Origin of the sequence: Pararhodobacter sp. (assembly GCF_034676545.1) — a bacterium.
Classification (GTDB): Bacteria; Pseudomonadota; Alphaproteobacteria; order Rhodobacterales; family Rhodobacteraceae; genus Pararhodobacter.
On record NZ_JAUCBZ010000015.1, the window covers coordinates 354650 to 368286 of the forward strand.

Annotated in this window: 22 protein-coding genes; 15 read left to right on the top strand and 7 right to left on the bottom strand. The window is 64.2% G+C overall.

From position 1 onward, the window contains the following. Positions 1 to 9 precede the first annotated feature (9 nt). The 6 genes from VDQ28_RS05070 to VDQ28_RS05095 form a co-directional block, all read right to left on the bottom strand. Positions 10 to 570, bottom strand: coding sequence for a DUF3489 domain-containing protein (locus tag VDQ28_RS05070; RefSeq protein WP_323038067.1), 561 nt, complete (start codon positions 568 to 570; stop codon positions 10 to 12). A gap of 37 nt (positions 571 to 607) precedes the next feature. Then, positions 608 to 835 (bottom strand): hypothetical protein, encoded by a 228-nt coding sequence (locus VDQ28_RS05075; protein WP_323034903.1) that lies wholly within the window; start codon positions 833 to 835, stop codon positions 608 to 610. 101 nt (positions 836 to 936) lie between these two features. Next, the gene (locus VDQ28_RS05080; RefSeq protein ID WP_323034904.1) at positions 937 to 1299 is read right to left on the bottom strand and encodes a hypothetical protein; all 363 of its coding nucleotides are present in this window, start codon (positions 1297 to 1299) and stop codon (positions 937 to 939) included. Continuing rightward, on the bottom strand, positions 1296 to 1595 hold the full coding sequence (locus VDQ28_RS05085) for a hypothetical protein (protein ID WP_323034905.1): 300 nt from the start codon (positions 1593 to 1595) through the stop codon (positions 1296 to 1298). Before VDQ28_RS05085 ends, VDQ28_RS05080 begins: the two co-directional genes overlap by 4 nt. A gap of 12 nt (positions 1596 to 1607) precedes the next feature. Then, positions 1608 to 1829 carry a hypothetical protein gene (locus tag VDQ28_RS05090; protein ID WP_323034906.1) on the bottom strand — a complete coding sequence of 74 codons (222 nt, stop codon included), beginning with the start codon at positions 1827 to 1829 and terminating at the stop codon, positions 1608 to 1610. A gap of 14 nt (positions 1830 to 1843) precedes the next feature. Further along, positions 1844 to 2029, bottom strand: a complete 186-nt coding sequence (locus VDQ28_RS05095; protein ID WP_323034907.1) for a DUF6900 domain-containing protein — start codon at positions 2027 to 2029, stop codon at positions 1844 to 1846. Between the two features lie 117 nt (positions 2030 to 2146). On the opposite strand from VDQ28_RS05095, the gene VDQ28_RS05100 reads away from it, so the two are divergent. From VDQ28_RS05100 to VDQ28_RS05135, 8 genes are all read left to right on the top strand, one after another. Then, the gene (locus VDQ28_RS05100) at positions 2147 to 2701 is read left to right on the top strand and encodes a hypothetical protein (RefSeq protein WP_323034908.1); all 555 of its coding nucleotides are present in this window, start codon (positions 2147 to 2149) and stop codon (positions 2699 to 2701) included. Beyond that, entirely contained in the window at positions 2649 to 4706 is a 2058-nt protein-coding gene (locus VDQ28_RS05105) for a phage terminase large subunit family protein (protein ID WP_323034909.1), read from the top strand. The genes VDQ28_RS05100 and VDQ28_RS05105 overlap by 53 nt, the downstream gene beginning before the upstream one ends. Before the next feature lie 3 nt (positions 4707 to 4709). Further along, positions 4710 to 4919: a phage head-tail joining protein gene (locus VDQ28_RS05110; protein ID WP_323034910.1), complete on the top strand. Its 210-nt coding sequence runs from the start codon at positions 4710 to 4712 to the stop codon at positions 4917 to 4919. Further along, positions 4919 to 6433, top strand: a complete 1515-nt coding sequence (locus VDQ28_RS05115) for a phage portal protein (protein WP_323034911.1) — start codon at positions 4919 to 4921, stop codon at positions 6431 to 6433. The genes VDQ28_RS05110 and VDQ28_RS05115 overlap by 1 nt, the downstream gene beginning before the upstream one ends. Next, a complete protein-coding gene (locus VDQ28_RS05120; RefSeq protein ID WP_323034912.1) occupies positions 6433 to 7908 on the top strand; it encodes a S49 family peptidase in 1476 nt (491 codons plus the stop codon). Before VDQ28_RS05115 ends, VDQ28_RS05120 begins: the two co-directional genes overlap by 1 nt. A gap of 109 nt (positions 7909 to 8017) precedes the next feature. After that, positions 8018 to 8398, top strand: a complete 381-nt coding sequence (locus tag VDQ28_RS05125) for a head decoration protein (RefSeq protein WP_323034913.1) — start codon at positions 8018 to 8020, stop codon at positions 8396 to 8398. A 58-nt stretch (positions 8399 to 8456) separates the two neighbouring features. Beyond that, complete coding sequence (locus VDQ28_RS05130) at positions 8457 to 9479, top strand: major capsid protein (protein WP_323034914.1); 1023 nt, start codon at positions 8457 to 8459, stop codon at positions 9477 to 9479. 12 nt (positions 9480 to 9491) lie between these two features. Next, positions 9492 to 9803 (top strand): head-tail joining protein, encoded by a 312-nt coding sequence (locus tag VDQ28_RS05135; RefSeq protein WP_323034915.1) that lies wholly within the window; start codon positions 9492 to 9494, stop codon positions 9801 to 9803. Between the two features lie 40 nt (positions 9804 to 9843). Here VDQ28_RS05135 and VDQ28_RS05140 read toward each other — a convergent pair whose 3' ends face one another. Further along, positions 9844 to 10131: a hypothetical protein gene (locus VDQ28_RS05140; RefSeq protein WP_323034916.1), complete on the bottom strand. Its 288-nt coding sequence runs from the start codon at positions 10129 to 10131 to the stop codon at positions 9844 to 9846. 69 nt (positions 10132 to 10200) lie between these two features. Between VDQ28_RS05140 and VDQ28_RS05145 the strand changes: the two genes are divergently transcribed. From VDQ28_RS05145 to VDQ28_RS05175, 7 genes are all read left to right on the top strand, one after another. Next, positions 10201 to 10830 (top strand): DUF6441 family protein, encoded by a 630-nt coding sequence (locus tag VDQ28_RS05145; protein WP_323034917.1) that lies wholly within the window; start codon positions 10201 to 10203, stop codon positions 10828 to 10830. Positions 10831 to 10892: 62 nt separating this feature from the next. After that, positions 10893 to 11150, top strand: coding sequence for a type II toxin-antitoxin system ParD family antitoxin (locus tag VDQ28_RS05150; RefSeq protein WP_323034918.1), 258 nt, complete (start codon positions 10893 to 10895; stop codon positions 11148 to 11150). Continuing rightward, the gene (locus tag VDQ28_RS05155) at positions 11150 to 11494 is read left to right on the top strand and encodes a type II toxin-antitoxin system RelE/ParE family toxin (RefSeq protein ID WP_323034919.1); all 345 of its coding nucleotides are present in this window, start codon (positions 11150 to 11152) and stop codon (positions 11492 to 11494) included. The genes VDQ28_RS05150 and VDQ28_RS05155 overlap by 1 nt, the downstream gene beginning before the upstream one ends. A gap of 66 nt (positions 11495 to 11560) precedes the next feature. Further along, positions 11561 to 11983 carry an acyl-CoA transferase gene (locus tag VDQ28_RS05160; protein ID WP_323034920.1) on the top strand — a complete coding sequence of 141 codons (423 nt, stop codon included), beginning with the start codon at positions 11561 to 11563 and terminating at the stop codon, positions 11981 to 11983. Positions 11984 to 12010: 27 nt separating this feature from the next. Further along, complete coding sequence (locus VDQ28_RS05165; protein ID WP_323034921.1) at positions 12011 to 12949, top strand: phage tail tube protein; 939 nt, start codon at positions 12011 to 12013, stop codon at positions 12947 to 12949. Between the two features lie 2 nt (positions 12950 to 12951). Then, complete coding sequence (locus VDQ28_RS05170; RefSeq protein ID WP_323034922.1) at positions 12952 to 13404, top strand: hypothetical protein; 453 nt, start codon at positions 12952 to 12954, stop codon at positions 13402 to 13404. 71 nt (positions 13405 to 13475) lie between these two features. Next, positions 13476 to 13631, top strand: a complete 156-nt coding sequence (locus tag VDQ28_RS05175) for a hypothetical protein (protein ID WP_323034923.1) — start codon at positions 13476 to 13478, stop codon at positions 13629 to 13631. The last annotated feature ends 6 nt before the right edge of the window (positions 13632 to 13637 follow it).

The window sequence follows — 13637 nt, forward strand, 5'->3', positions numbered from 1 at the left end:
AGCGGGGCGTCAGGCGCCGCCTAGTGTGTATACGGTTCCTCGACCGTCGATCTTTTCGGAGGCGATGGGCAAGCCCAGCTTCTTTTTCAGCGCGCCAGAGATCATGCCGCGGACGGAATGGGCCAGCCAGCCAGTCTCGGCGACGATCTCGCTGATCGCCGCACCCTCGGGGCGCTGCAACAGAGCGATGATCTGGGCCTGTTTGGTGCCAGTGCGTATGGCGACATGTTTTGGCGTGTCCGATGTAGTCGGCAGCGAGTCGGCGTCCGACTTCGCCTTGCGCGCTGCGGTCTCGGCTCTGGCTGCCACGGCTTTAATCCCGATGGCCTCAAGGCCGGCTTCAGTCGCGATCAACGTGGTGCCATGACCATCGCCAGTCTCGCGCCAGAGGGGTTCGCCGCAGCGCAGGTTTGCCTCGACTTCTTCGAGCAAGCCGTGTGCGATCATCCTGGCGACAGCCATCTTCGCCGCCGCTCCGGCCAGCCCCTTGGGTAGCGGCAGGGCGAAGTTGTCGGTGCGCTGGGCCGCGGCGCTGAGGATAATGGTCTGGGTGTTGGTGAGTTTCGGCATGGTGGGATCCTGTTTGATCTGATGGCGCTGGGCGGGATCAAGCTGCATGTTCGCCCTCCTTGAAGGCGCTGTCGGTGATCTGGCGCAGCAGGCTGGCATAGTGGTTCAGGGTGCCAACGTCGCCCCAGTTGATCTCGTCGGGATGGGTGTTGAAATGGTCATCGCTCAGGGCTTTCAGGCGTTCCAGTATCGCGTCGATATGGAACTTGGTGGTCATGAAAGCGTCGAGGGCTTTGGAATTGTCGGTGGCGCGGCGGGTAGTCATGGCTTGGTCTCCGGGGTGAGTTGCATCGTTTTCCTGTCATAACCATCGCTCTACTGCAGAGATTGCCGTAGTTGAATCCAAGCAATTTCATGGCTTTATGATCATGATATCTGGTGGGTACCGGTCAGCGCCGCCTGCTCTGCCTCGTGCCGCTGGGCGGCGTCGGGCGGGTCGCGCCGCGCGTTGATCATAGCGACAAACAGCGCGCGGGCGACGACTGCCACCTCGTCCGCCCCTGCGCTGGAGAGGTCCACATCGTGAATGGCAATCGCTTCGCCCAAATCAGTGAGGGTGTAGAGTGTGGCGAACTCCGCCTCGGTCGGGTCGCAGGTAACGGTGTCACAGTCGTGCTCGGATACGGCCACGCTGCGACAGAACCGAAGGTCAAACCCGATGGCACATTCCCGGCGGATCAGGTCGGCGAGGATCTCGCCCTCGGACAGGCAGTTGAGAGGTAGCGTCATGGCAAGGGCCTTTCTAAGGGGTCGGGGATGATCTCGGCCCATGCGCCGTCCTGCCAGATGTAGAGGTGACAGAACTGGCAGGTTGGCCGCGGCAGGAGGATTGGGTCGCTGGGGTTTTCGAACCCCTCGATCTCATTGGCGCGCACCTGCCGGATCTCGCGCGCGGCGAGGATGTCCTGCGGCGTCCAGCGCGCCAGTGCTGGCAGCATGTGCGAAGGATAGCCGTCATAATGGCAATAAACATGGGCCCATTCTTCAGGCCCGGTCTGGATGGCGATTTGCGCGCGCGTGCTCATAGGGCCCCTCCTTCAGATCAGTTGCAGGCTCGCCAGCACAGCGCTGGCAGCAGCCAGCTGCGCGGTCGGCAGTTCGATCTTGAGATGCGAGAAGATGTCGGAGCAATCGGCGGCAATCTCCTCTTCGCGAAGCGCGGCCTCGATCATTCGCGCTACAGAGTCAGGGCTTTTGCCGCTGAGCGGATCAGGCAGCGTGGCGAAGTCGATGCGGATGGTGGTTGTGGCCATGGTCATGTCCCTGCCCTCTGTCAGCGCTTGGCTGCGGCTTGGCCAGCGGCGAAGGCTTCTTCCAGTGCGGCGCGGATCGACCAGACCGCGACCTCATGGAAGTCGAGGCTGTCACTGTTGCGGGTTTCCAGCGTTTCGAGAAAGAAATGCTTGGCGGCGATCTCCTGCAGCAGGGCTTCGCTTGGGTTTTGGGTCTTGGTGGCCATGGTGGGATCTCCGGGGCTGAGTTGCATCATTTACCTGCACCCAGAATCGCTCCAGCGGCGAGTGTAATCAACTTAATAATAAGCAATATCATTGCTTTAATCGAAACGGACACTGCCATGGAAGGAATAAGCGAGCGCGAGTATTCCGCCCATTCCGGCCTGTCGCGCGGGGCAATCCAGAAAGCCCGCAAAGCCGGGCGGCTGGTGGTTTACAGCGATGGATCAATCAACGCGGCCGCGTCCGATGTGCGCCGGGCCGAGATGACCGATCCGGACCAACAGCGGCGCAGCAGCGGTCGCACCGGTGGCAGCGGCGGCGATAGTGGCTTTTCTGGACCAGCTGACAGCTCTTCCTATCTGAAAGCCCGCACCGCGCTGACCGTCTATCAGGCGCAGGAACGCCAACTTGCGATCCAGAAGAAGAAGGGCGTGCTGGTTGACCGGGCCCGTGCAGAGACGCTGGTGTTTCGCCTCGCGCGCCAGGAGCGCGACACTTGGGTCACCTGGCCCACCCGGGTCGCCGCGCTGATGGCCGCGCAATTGTCCGCAGAGATGGAGAAGGCCTCGGGGATGCCCGTAACGATCGAGACTGCGATCCTGCAAAGGGTGCTGGAAACCCATGTCCGAGAGCAGCTCACCGCCCTGGCAGACCTCAGGGTCAGCCTCGGATAACGAAAACCCGGCCAACGACGATCTGACCGATGGTGATCTGACCGCAGACCTCGATCTCGGCTTTGACGGCGCTGAGGACATCCTGCGCAACTGGCGCCGCGGCATGCGGCCCGATCCGGATCTGACGGTGTCGGAATGGGCCGATCAACACCGCAAGCTGTCATCGCGGGCCTCCGCCGAGCCGGGCCAATACCGCACAGCTCGAACACCCTATCTGCGCGAGATCATGGATGCCCTCTCGCCGCGCCACCCGGCGCAGCGCATCAGCTTTATGAAGGCCGCACAGGTCGGCGCAACCGAGGCGGGCAACAACTGGATTGGCTTTGTCATCCACCACGCGCCGGGACCAATGCTGGCGGTGCTGCCGACGGTCGAGATGGCCAAACGCACCTCGCGCGGTCGGATTGACCCGCTGATCGCGGACAGCCCGGCGCTGCGCGAGCGGGTGAACCCGGCCCGGTCGCGCGATGCCGGCAATTCGATGCTGTCCAAGGAATTCCCCGGCGGCATCCTGGTGCTGACTGGTGCCAACTCGGCCACCGGCCTGCGGTCAATGCCGGCGCGTTATGTGTTTCTCGACGAGGTCGATGCCTATCCGGCTTCGGCTGACGAGGAAGGCGACCCGGTCACGCTGGCCGAGGCGCGCACCACGACCTTCGCGCATCGGCGCAAGGTGTTCATGGTCTCGACGCCGACGATCCGGGGGCTGTCGCGCATTGAACGCGAGTTCGAGGCCTCCGACCAGCGCCGGTATTTCGTGCCCTGCCCGCATTGTGACCACAGGCAATGGCTGCAGTTTGAACGGTTGCGCTGGGCCAAGGGGCAGCCGGAAACGGCAGCTTACATGTGCGCGGGCTGCGAACGCCCTATTGCCGAACATCACAAGACGCAGATGCTGGCGCGTGGCGAATGGCGGGCGACTGCGACCTCAAACAACCCCAACGCCATCGGTTTCCACCTCTCGGCGCTCTATTCGCCGATCGGCTGGAAATCTTGGGAGCAGATCGCGCGGGACTGGCTGGCAGCCCAAGGCTCGGACGAGATGTTGCGCGCCGCGCGCAATACGCTTTTGGGCGAAACCTGGGTTGAGTCTGGCGATGCGCCGGAATGGCAGCGGCTGGCGGATCGGCGCGAGACGTTCCCGGCGCAAATCCCCGCAGGCGGGCTATTCCTCACCGCAGGGGCCGACGTGCAGAAAGACCGGATTGAAGTCGACATTTGGGCCTGGGGCCGCGGCCTCGAGAGCTGGCTTGTCGATCACATCGTCATTGCAGGTGGTCCCGACGATCCCGCGTGCTGGGACCGGCTGACGGCAGTGCTTGGCCAGACCTGGACGCATGAGAACGGCGCAATCATGACGCTGGCCAAGCTGGCCATTGACACCGGCTACGAGTCCGCCGCCGTCTATGCCTGGTCGCGTAAGCAAGGGATCGCGCAGGTTGCCCCGGTCAAAGGCCTGGAAGGCTTCAACCGGGCGACGCCTGTATCGGGCCCGACCTTTGTCGATGCGACCGTGAACGGCCGGAAGCTGAAACGCGGAGCACGACTCTGGACGGTGGCCACGGCGAGTTTCAAGGCCGAGACCTATCGCTATCTGCGTCTTGAGCGGCCGAGCGATGAAGATCGCGTGCTGGGCGTGGCGTTCCCTGACGGCACGATCCACCTGCCAGACTGGGCTGACAGCGAATGGCTCAAACAGCTGGTGGGTGAGCAGCTGGTCACGATCCGTGATCGGCGCGGCTACGCCCGCCAGGAATGGCAAAAGATGCGCGAGAGGAACGAGGCGCTCGACACGAGGGTCTATGCCCGGGCCGCCGCCTGGATTCTTGGGGCTGATCGGTTCGACGAGCGGATATGGCGGCAGCTGGAGAAACAGGCCGGGGTGGAGACCGTCGCTATCGCACCCAAACCCGAAACTGACAGGCCATCCGAGCCGCAAGCCGGGCGGATTACCGCCCCTCGCCGGCGCGGCTGGCGGATCAGCACACCGAAATACATGGAATGATCAATGACGCTTGATGAGATGAAATCCCGGCACAGCGCCCTCTTGGCGGCGCGCTACAGCGGCACGCGCAGCGTGAGTTACGACGGCAAGTCGATCACCTATGGCTCGGACGCGGAACTGGCGGCGGCGATCGGGGATCTCGAGCGGCGTATCGCCAGGTTCGAGCGCGGCACCGGGCGTGTTCTGCGCCCCTATGCCGTGAAAGACCTGTGATGCACTGGCGGCAGCGCCTCGGTGCCTTCATCGGTGGGTTTGACGCGGGCCAGCATCACCGGCGCCTGCGCGGGTTTCGTGCGACGCGGGCCCATGTCAACGCGCTGATCGCGGCCAGCGGGCCGGATATCACCGCCCGCGCTCGCTGGCTGGTGCGCAACAACGGCTATGCGGTGAACGCGGTCGAAAGTTGGGCTGCCAATACCGTCGGTGATGGGATCAAGCCGATCTCGAAAATCGCGGATGCCGGTGCCAAGGAAGAGCTGCAGCGGCTCTGGCTCGCTTGGACCGACGAGGCGGATGCCGAGGGGCTCACGGATTTCTACGGGTTGCAGCGCCGCGCTGCGCGCGAGGTGTTTCTCGCGGGCGAGGTGTTCTTTCGGATCCGGCCACGACGCGCTGGCGACGGACTGAGCGTGCCCTTGCAGCTACAGATGCTGCCGGCGGAGATGTTGCCCCTGGAGCAGACCAGCGTTGCCGCCAATGGCAATCCTATCCGCCAGGGCATCGAGTTCGACCGGATCGGGCGACGCGTGGCCTATCATTTCTTTCGCCGCCACCCGGGCGACAGCTCCGATCCGGGACTTGCAGGGGAGATTGTCCGGGTGCCCGCCTCCGAAGTGATCCATGTGATCGACCCGGTCGAGGGTGGCCAGTTGCGCGGGGTGTCGAAACTGGCGCCGGCCATCGTGAAGCTGTTCCTGCTCGATCAGTATGACGACGCCGAGCTTGACCGGAAGAAGGTCGCGGCGATGTACGCGATGTTCGTGACCTCGCCCGCCCCGGAGAACCCCCTCGCCCCGGCTGAGGACGAGGATGGACCCGCCGGTGTGGAGATTAGCCCCGGCCAGATTGTGCGACTCGATCCGGGCGAAGATGTCACCGTGGGACAGCCCGCCGACAGCGGCGGCACTTACGAGCCGTTTCAGTACCGCACGCTCCTGCAAATCTCGGCAGCCCTGGGTATTCCCTATCCGTACCTTGCCAATGACATGGTGAAGGGCAATTTCTCGAACTCGCGCCTCGCGCTGATCGAGTTCCGCCGCCGGGTCTCGGCCTGGCAACATTCCGTCATGGTCTGGCAGCTTTGCCGGCCAGTTTACGCGCGCTGGATGGATGCGGCGGTCCTGTCAGGGGCGTTGTCCTTGCCGCGCTACGAGGCCAACCGCAGCCAGCTGCTCGCCGCCGACTGGCTGCCGACGAAATGGGACTGGGTGGATCCGCTGAAAGACGCCAATGCCGAGATCGCCCAGATCGAGGCAGGCCTCAAATCACGGACACAAGCCATCGCCGAGCGCGGCTATGACGCTGAACAGGTCGACCGCGATATTGCCGCAGAGCGCGCCCGCGAACGGCAACTCGGTCTCGACTTCCGCCGCCCCGGTTCACCCGCGCAGGGTGTGCAGGCTTTGCAAGGCCCGGAGGGGGATGGAGGCAACGACGACGACACCGACCAGACGGATAAAACCGATGATGCGGCAGACCGTCCGCGCGACCCTGAGGACCAGTCCTGATGCTGCATGCCCGCATTGCCGCGCGCGCCTTTAACACGCCGCTACTGATTGAGCCGTCCAAGGCCATGGCGTTTCTCTCGGGCCTTGGGCCGCGCATCCTTGGGCGGCGGGTCGAACTGGCAGACCATGATCTGCATGACGCACCCGGCAGTTTCGTCCCGCCAGCGCGCGCCAGTATTCTGGCCGGTGGAATGCTGGACGATTACCGCCAGCATGGTGAGGTGCCATACCCGGTGATAGACGGCATCGCCGTGATCGAAATCTCCGGCGTACTGATCCATCGTGGCGGCTGGATCGGGAATTCCTCTGGTCAGACCAGTTATGAGGGGATCGCGGCCCAGATCGAGGCGGCGGCCCATGACCCTGCTGTGCGCGGCCTCGCCTTGGAAATTGACAGTTTTGGCGGCGAGGTCGCGGGTGTATTTGACCTCGCGGATCGCATTCGTGCAATTCGTGCCACAAAACCCGTCTGGGCCTTTGTGGCCGAACATGCCTTCTCGGCGGGTTATGCGCTGGCAAGCCAGGCTGACCGGATCCTGCTACCCCGCACGGGTGCTGCGGGCAGCATTGGTGTCGTGGTGATGCACGCTGATCTCAGTGGCCAGCTCGATCAGGACGGAACACGGGTGACACTGATCCATGCGGGGTCACACAAGATTGACGCCAACCCTTACGAGCCCCTGCCTGCCGCTGTCAGAAACGACATCCAGCGCGAGATCGACGTGCTGCGGTTTCTCTTCGCCGAGACCGTCGCGGCGGGTCGTGCCGGGCGGTTAAGCCAGGACGCAGCAATGGCGACCGAAGCTGCAACCTATCGCGGGGCCGATGCTGTTGTCGCAGGCCTCGCTGATGAGGTCACCGATCTTGCGCGAGGCTTTGCCGCCTTCCGGCAGTTGGTCGCGCGCTTCAACACCAGAGCGCCGCGCCAGACCATCACCCAAACCAGCCCACAAAAGGAGAGAGCCATGGCCCAAGCGCCTGACCAAGAGGAGAATACGCAGAAGGACATCGAGGATGTGCAGCGGGATCGAGCGCGTGACACAGCAGGCGCAGCGTCAGCAGATGCAGCCGATGATGATGCCCGAGCACCGGGCGCCGCGCCAACAGCAGCAAGCGCACCCGCAGCAACTGTACCAACACCAGCCCCCGCTGCGGCGTCTGCGGCGCGCACCGCAGGTACCACACAGCAGGGTAATCTGGCCGAATTGTCGGCGCAGCTTCGCGAGTCGGCGGCGGAGATCGCCGAGATCGCCGCGCAGGCGGGCCGTCTCGGCATCGCCATTGATGCCGCGAAAGCCCTGCGCGAGGGCACCACACCTGAAGCCCTGCGTCGCCTCGTGATCGAACGCGCCAGTGCTGCAGCCGACGCGCGCGATATTGTGGCCGCCCCGCCCTCACCCGTTCTCCCGCAGGCCAAGGAAAGCCCGATCGTTGCCGCGGCGAAACGGGCCGCTGCCGCTGGGACTCGGGGCTAACGCCCCGGCCGCATTTGGGCCAAAACCCGACACCCCTCTGCCTGACTGATCCCCCGCCGCACCGCCCCGGCGGGGGATGCCTTTTGCCCCCTTTGCATGGATTTCCATCATGACTGTCCTGACCCAGCCTCCCAGCATGGGCGATGTCCTCAAATACGAGGTCAACCCGAACTACACCCGCGAGACCATCACGCTGCTGGCCGGCACGGCCTATCCCGTCGGGTCGGTGCTGGGCCGCATCACCGCAAGCGGCAAGTACAAGCTCGCGACCTCGGGCGGCTCAGACGGCGCGCAGACCGCGATTGCCGTGTTGCTCTTCGCAGTTGATGCCACGCTGGCGGATGCCATCGGCCTTGTCGTGGCACGCGGCCCGGCCATCGTCTCGCGCGCGTCCCTCACATACGACGCCTCAGTGGATGACGGGGCCAAGATCACCACCAAGATCGGCCAGCTGGCAGCCGCCGGGATTGTCGCGCGCGACACGGCCTGATCCCTCCCGCCAGTTTCGCGCACCTCTCCTCCCTGCCCCTCTTTCCCCGGAGTTCCCCATGACCATCACCCGCAACCCGTTCGACATTGGCGGCTACTCGCTCGCCGAGATGACGCAGGCGATCAACATCCTGCCCAATCTTTATACCCGCCTTGGCCAGATCGGCCTGTTCCGCTTTGAAGGCGTCACCCAGCGTTCGATCGTCATCGAACAGCGCGAGGGGGTGCTGAGCCTGCTGCCCTCGGTCCCGCTTGGCGCCCCCGCCACCGTCGGAAACCGCGAGGCGCGCTCAATGCGCTCCTTTGCCCTCCCGTGGATCCCGCATGACGATGTGATCCTGCCCGCCGACATTCAGGGCATGCCAGCGCTGGGCATGTCCGACGTCACCGACCCGCTAGTCGAGGTGATGAACCGCAAGCTCACGCTGATGCGCCGCAAACACGCCCAGACCCGGGAATACATGGAGATGAACGCGCTCCGCGGCATCGTGAAGGATGGGGCGGGCACCACGCTCTACAACTACTTCACCGAATTCGGCCTGGCGCAGATCTCGGTCGACTTCGTCTTTGGAACCGCTGCCACCAATGTGCAGGGCAAGGTGCGCAGCACCCTGCGCGCGATCGAAGACAACCTCATGGGCGAGACGATGACCACCGCGCACGCGCTGGTCAGTTCCGAGTTCTTCGACAAGCTGATCAGCCACCCCAAGACCGAGGACGCCTACAAGTTCTTCTCGGCCACCGGCGGCCAGCCGCTACGCGAGGATATGCGCCGGGCCTTTCCCTTCGCAGGCATTCTGTTCGAGGAATACAACGGCTCGGTCACGCTCTCGAACGGCACGTCGGAACGGCTGATCCCGACCGGCGAGGGCATCGCCTTTCCGATGGGCACGTTTGATACCTTCACCACCTATGGTGGACCGGCGAACCTGCTGGAAACCGCCAATACCATCGGCCTGCCGCTCTATGCCCGCCAGATGATCGACGCCAAAGGTCGCTGGATTGATCTGATGACCGAGGCCTCGATCCTGCCGGTCAACAAGCGCCCGCGCCTGGCAATCCGTTTGCACAGCTCGAACTGACGGCAACCGATGATGTCCGTCTTTGTCGCCGTGATCGACAATCTCTTCGCCGATCCCAATATTGCCCGCGACGCCGTCTACATTGCCGATGGCGGCGCGCCGGTCCTCGTCCGCGTGGTCACGCGCTGCGCAGACGAGATCACGAGGTTCGGCGAGGCACGGCTCTGGTCGGAAACGACCCGCGTTGACCTGCGCGTGGCCGAGGCGGCGAACCCACGCCCCGGCGACCGGATCGAGATCAACGGCGAAGGGTTCTTGATCCAGGGCGAGCCGGTGCGCGACCGCGAGCGGCTGATCTGGACGGTGGATCTGCGTCCGGCGTAGTCTGCCGGCGTTCTGAAACGCCGACAGCAACGGGGTCAGTTCACTTGAACCGCTTCATCGCATTTTGGAACGAATCTGAGATATTGTCCCAGGCCGATTGAAAGCCCTTGCTCATATCGTCCCAGGCGGCGTCCGATGCCTGCTTCGCTTGCTTCATCTTCGCCTCCGCCTCATCGCGTTGCTTCCGCATTTCGGCTAGTTGCTTGTCGTATTCGATCTTCGCATCGGCCTGCGCCTCTCGGGCGCTTGCCTGCATCTTGTCGATCTCTGCGTTCCACTTGTCGATATTGGCTTTGGCCTTCTCCACATAGGCATCACGATCAATCATGGCTTTCCTCCCCGATTTTTTAGTTGAGATGGACGCCCATGGTACCGTGAAAACGGGGCCTATGGAAATTTGAAGCTGAAACTCGACATCGCCCCGGACATCGTTGCCCAGATGGCCGCCGAGGTTGCAGCCGGAGAACGCGCCGTGACCTCAGCCATGCGCCAGGCGGGAACCGATCTCAAATCCGCCTGGCGCGGCCAGATCACCGGGGCTGGGCTGGGCGCACGGCTTGGCAATTCGATCCGCCTCGTCAGCTACCCGAGATCGGGCGAAAGCCTGAACGCCGCGGCGCTCGTCTGGTCGAAGGCGCCCGTGATCATCGGGGCGCATGACACCGGGCCGCTGATCCGTTCCAAGAACGGGTTCTCGCTGGCAATCCCGACACCCGCCGCGGGCAAATCCACCCGAGGCGGCAGAATCACGCCCGGGGAATGGGAACGCCGCACTGGGCTGAGGTTGCGCTTTGTCTATCGGCGTTCCGGGCCAAGTTTGCTGGTGGCGGAGGGGCGGTTGAATTCGAAAGGCCGCGCCGTGCCCAGCCGGTCGCGTACAGGGCGGGGCCTCGCCACCGTGCCGATCTTCCTGCTGGTGCCTCAGGTCAAGTTGCGCAAACGGCTGGATCTCGCGCGGGATGCCGAGCGGGCGGTGGACAGCGTGCCGGGGTTGATCGTGGCAAGGTGGGTCTCGGAGCGCTTCTGAACGGATTGTGGACAGGACGGGTGCATTGGCATATATTGCCAACACCGAACGAGGAGTTCACCATGGCCACCAGAAACGTCGTTCTGACCGACACCCAATCCGACCTGGTCGATCGCCTTGTGGCATCCGGGCGCTATCAAAATGCAAGCGAAGCTCTGCGCGCCGGTCTCCGCCTTCTGGAACGCGAAGAGACCGAGTTCGGCGCGCTGCGGGACCAGGTGTCGAGGGGCCTTGAGCAGGCGAGAGCCGGGCAGTTCGCCGAAGGAACTGGCGAAGACGCCGTACGCCGTGCTTTTGCCCGCGCAAGAACCCCGCAGTGATGCCCCGCCCCTGGCGGCTGACACGGCAGGCCGAGGCGTCGCTGGTCGAGATTGCGCGTTGGACGCTGGACACTTTTGGCCCCCGTCAGGCTGCGGCCTATGAGGATGATCTGATCGCCCGCTGCACCGATATCGCGGCAGGAACCCCACAAACCCAAGACTGTCGGCGCCTCATCGCTCCCGACCTGACCGAGGATTTGCGGTTTGCGCGGTCAGGCCAGCATTTTATCGTGTTCCTTGAAGATCCGGCTCAGGTCGTCATCGTCGACTTTCTGCACAGCCGGTCTGATTTGCCCGGCAAACTGGCCGCTCTGGCGGATCACAAACCCGGACGCGGCACCTGACGGCACTTCGACTGCCCTGAACTCATTCTGAAACGCCGCCTCACAGCTGAGGTGGCAGGACATATCATGCCCACCACCCGAGAAACCATCCTGACAGCCCTGGCTGACTTGTTGCGCACGGTCCCGCATGTGCCGGTGCTGCGCGGCGAAGTTCTGCCCGAACGCGTGCCCTCCGCGGGTCTGCTGATCTTGCGCGATGGCGACCCCGGGGACCCCGGCGTGACCCTCTCGCCGCTGCGCTATCACTATCAGCATCGCGCCGAGATCGAAGCCGTTGTGCAGGGCACAGACCGTGACAGCGCTTTCGCAATGCTCACCGCTAGGATCGGCGCGGCGCTTGCCGTCGACCGCACACTGGGTGGACGTTGCGACTGGGTCGAGGCCGAAGCACCCCGCCCGGTCGATTTGCCTGTCGAGGGTGCCGCCAGTCTAAAGGCTGCGGTGATTACCGTTGTTCTGCATTACTCCACGACCGATCCCCTGGCGTGACCCAACCCAACAACTGAGGAGATGCCCATGGCACGTGCGCAAGGCGCGCGGGCGCAGATGGCGCTTGCGTTCGAGACGACCTATGGCATGCCGCCGGTGAGCGGCTTCACGCGGATGCCGTTTGCCAGTGCGACGCTGGGATCCGAGCAACCGCTTCTGAACAGCGAGTTACTGGGTTACGGCCGCGATCCACTGGCACCGATCAAGGATGCGGTGACGGCGGACGGCAACGTCGTCGTTCCAATTGATGCGGCGGCATTCGGGTTCTGGCTGAAGGCGGCCTTCGGGCAGCCGATCACCACGGGCACAGATCCTTACACCCATGAGTTTCGCTCGGACGGCTGGACCCTGCCCTCGATGTCGATCGAGACAGGCATGCCCGAGATCCCGCGCTTTGCGATGTACACGGGCTGCGTGCTGGATACGCTCAGCTGGCAGATGCAGCGCTCGGGGCTCCTGACCGCAACCGCGAGCCTCGTCGCGCAGGGCGAAAGCGTTGCGACAGCTTCGGCCGCAGGCACGCTGGTCGACCTTGGACTGCAGCGGTTCGGCCATTTCAACGGGGCGATCACCCGCGACGGCAATCCCCTCGGCAACATCGTGTCGGCCGAGATCACCTATGCCAATAGTCTCGACCGGGTGGAAACCATCCGCTCGGACGGGCGCATTGATGGCGCGGACCCGTCGATTGCCGCGCTGACCGGTCGCATCGAGGTGCGCTTTGCCGATCAGGTGCTGGTGACACAAGCCATCAACGGCGATCCCTGCGAATTGAGTTTCGCCTACACGTTGCCCTCTGGCGAAAGCCTGACGCTCACCGCGCACGCCGTCTACCTCCCGCGCCCGCGTATCGAGATCGCAGGACCGCAGGGTGTGCAGGCCACCTTCGACTGGCAGGCCGCGCGCGACGTTACTCTGGGCCGGATGGCCACCGTCACTCTCATCAACAGCGTTGAGGAATACTGAGCATGCTGCGTTTGAACCTTGCCCGCGAGCCCTGGTGGCTCGACCTTGGCCTTGGCGTCCGCGTCCGGGTCGAGCCGCTGACCACGGCCCTGATGGTCGCCGCACGCAGCGATCCGATTGTGCGCCGCCTGCCCGAGGGCACCAGCGACGACGAGATTGCCGTGATCTTCGGCAAGGCCCTGGCCGAACGGGCGATCCTCGATTGGGAGGGTGTCGGCGATGCGGATGGTTCGCCAGTGGCCGTAACGCCTGCAGCCATCGCCGCGCTCCTCGATATTTGGCCGATCTTTGAGCGTTTCCAGATGGGCTATGTCGCCAGGGGGTTAGAACTGGCCGCAGAAAAAAACGCCTCCGCGCCCTCGCCGACTGGATCTACGGCGGGGGCGAAGCCTACTGCGCGGCCTGCCCACCCTGCGAGGGCGGCGGCGCCTGCGAGGACTGCCCGCAAATCCTGAACGCACCACAAACACTGGAAGGCTGGCAGGTCTGGGATCTGGCCGGACGGCTGGGTGGACAGATACGGGCGGTGCCAGGCGTGGTGCTGGGCTGGGACATGACGGCAGCGCTGGCGATGGCAGCGGCGCTGGGCATGGAGCCGCGTGCTGCCGTCGAATTCCTACCCGTGATCGAGGCGGCCATGGTGCGTAAACTCAACGAGCAGATGGACGGGCGGGATGACTGAGACGCA

Bases quoted from the DNA above. Each gene is read 5' to 3' on its own strand.
- VDQ28_RS05070 (WP_323038067.1), bottom strand. From the start codon at position 570: ATGCCGAAACTCACCAACACCCAGACCATTATCCTCAGCGCCGCGGCC.
- VDQ28_RS05075 (WP_323034903.1), bottom strand. From the start codon at position 835: ATGACTACCCGCCGCGCCACCGACAATTCCAAAGCCCTCGACGCTTTC.
- VDQ28_RS05080 (WP_323034904.1), bottom strand. From the start codon at position 1,299: ATGACGCTACCTCTCAACTGCCTGTCCGAGGGCGAGATCCTCGCCGAC.
- VDQ28_RS05085 (WP_323034905.1), bottom strand. From the start codon at position 1,595: ATGAGCACGCGCGCGCAAATCGCCATCCAGACCGGGCCTGAAGAATGG.
- VDQ28_RS05090 (WP_323034906.1), bottom strand. From the start codon at position 1,829: ATGACCATGGCCACAACCACCATCCGCATCGACTTCGCCACGCTGCCT.
- VDQ28_RS05095 (WP_323034907.1), bottom strand. From the start codon at position 2,029: ATGGCCACCAAGACCCAAAACCCAAGCGAAGCCCTGCTGCAGGAGATC.
- VDQ28_RS05100 (WP_323034908.1), top strand. From the start codon at position 2,147: ATGGAAGGAATAAGCGAGCGCGAGTATTCCGCCCATTCCGGCCTGTCG.
- VDQ28_RS05105 (WP_323034909.1), top strand. From the start codon at position 2,649: ATGTCCGAGAGCAGCTCACCGCCCTGGCAGACCTCAGGGTCAGCCTCG.
- VDQ28_RS05110 (WP_323034910.1), top strand. From the start codon at position 4,710: ATGACGCTTGATGAGATGAAATCCCGGCACAGCGCCCTCTTGGCGGCG.
- VDQ28_RS05115 (WP_323034911.1), top strand. From the start codon at position 4,919: ATGCACTGGCGGCAGCGCCTCGGTGCCTTCATCGGTGGGTTTGACGCG.
- VDQ28_RS05120 (WP_323034912.1), top strand. From the start codon at position 6,433: ATGCTGCATGCCCGCATTGCCGCGCGCGCCTTTAACACGCCGCTACTG.
- VDQ28_RS05125 (WP_323034913.1), top strand. From the start codon at position 8,018: ATGACTGTCCTGACCCAGCCTCCCAGCATGGGCGATGTCCTCAAATAC.
- VDQ28_RS05130 (WP_323034914.1), top strand. From the start codon at position 8,457: ATGACCATCACCCGCAACCCGTTCGACATTGGCGGCTACTCGCTCGCC.
- VDQ28_RS05135 (WP_323034915.1), top strand. From the start codon at position 9,492: ATGTCCGTCTTTGTCGCCGTGATCGACAATCTCTTCGCCGATCCCAAT.
- VDQ28_RS05140 (WP_323034916.1), bottom strand. From the start codon at position 10,131: ATGATTGATCGTGATGCCTATGTGGAGAAGGCCAAAGCCAATATCGAC.
- VDQ28_RS05150 (WP_323034918.1), top strand. From the start codon at position 10,893: ATGGCCACCAGAAACGTCGTTCTGACCGACACCCAATCCGACCTGGTC.
- VDQ28_RS05155 (WP_323034919.1), top strand. From the start codon at position 11,150: ATGCCCCGCCCCTGGCGGCTGACACGGCAGGCCGAGGCGTCGCTGGTC.
- VDQ28_RS05160 (WP_323034920.1), top strand. From the start codon at position 11,561: ATGCCCACCACCCGAGAAACCATCCTGACAGCCCTGGCTGACTTGTTG.
- VDQ28_RS05165 (WP_323034921.1), top strand. From the start codon at position 12,011: ATGGCACGTGCGCAAGGCGCGCGGGCGCAGATGGCGCTTGCGTTCGAG.
- VDQ28_RS05170 (WP_323034922.1), top strand. From the start codon at position 12,952: ATGCTGCGTTTGAACCTTGCCCGCGAGCCCTGGTGGCTCGACCTTGGC.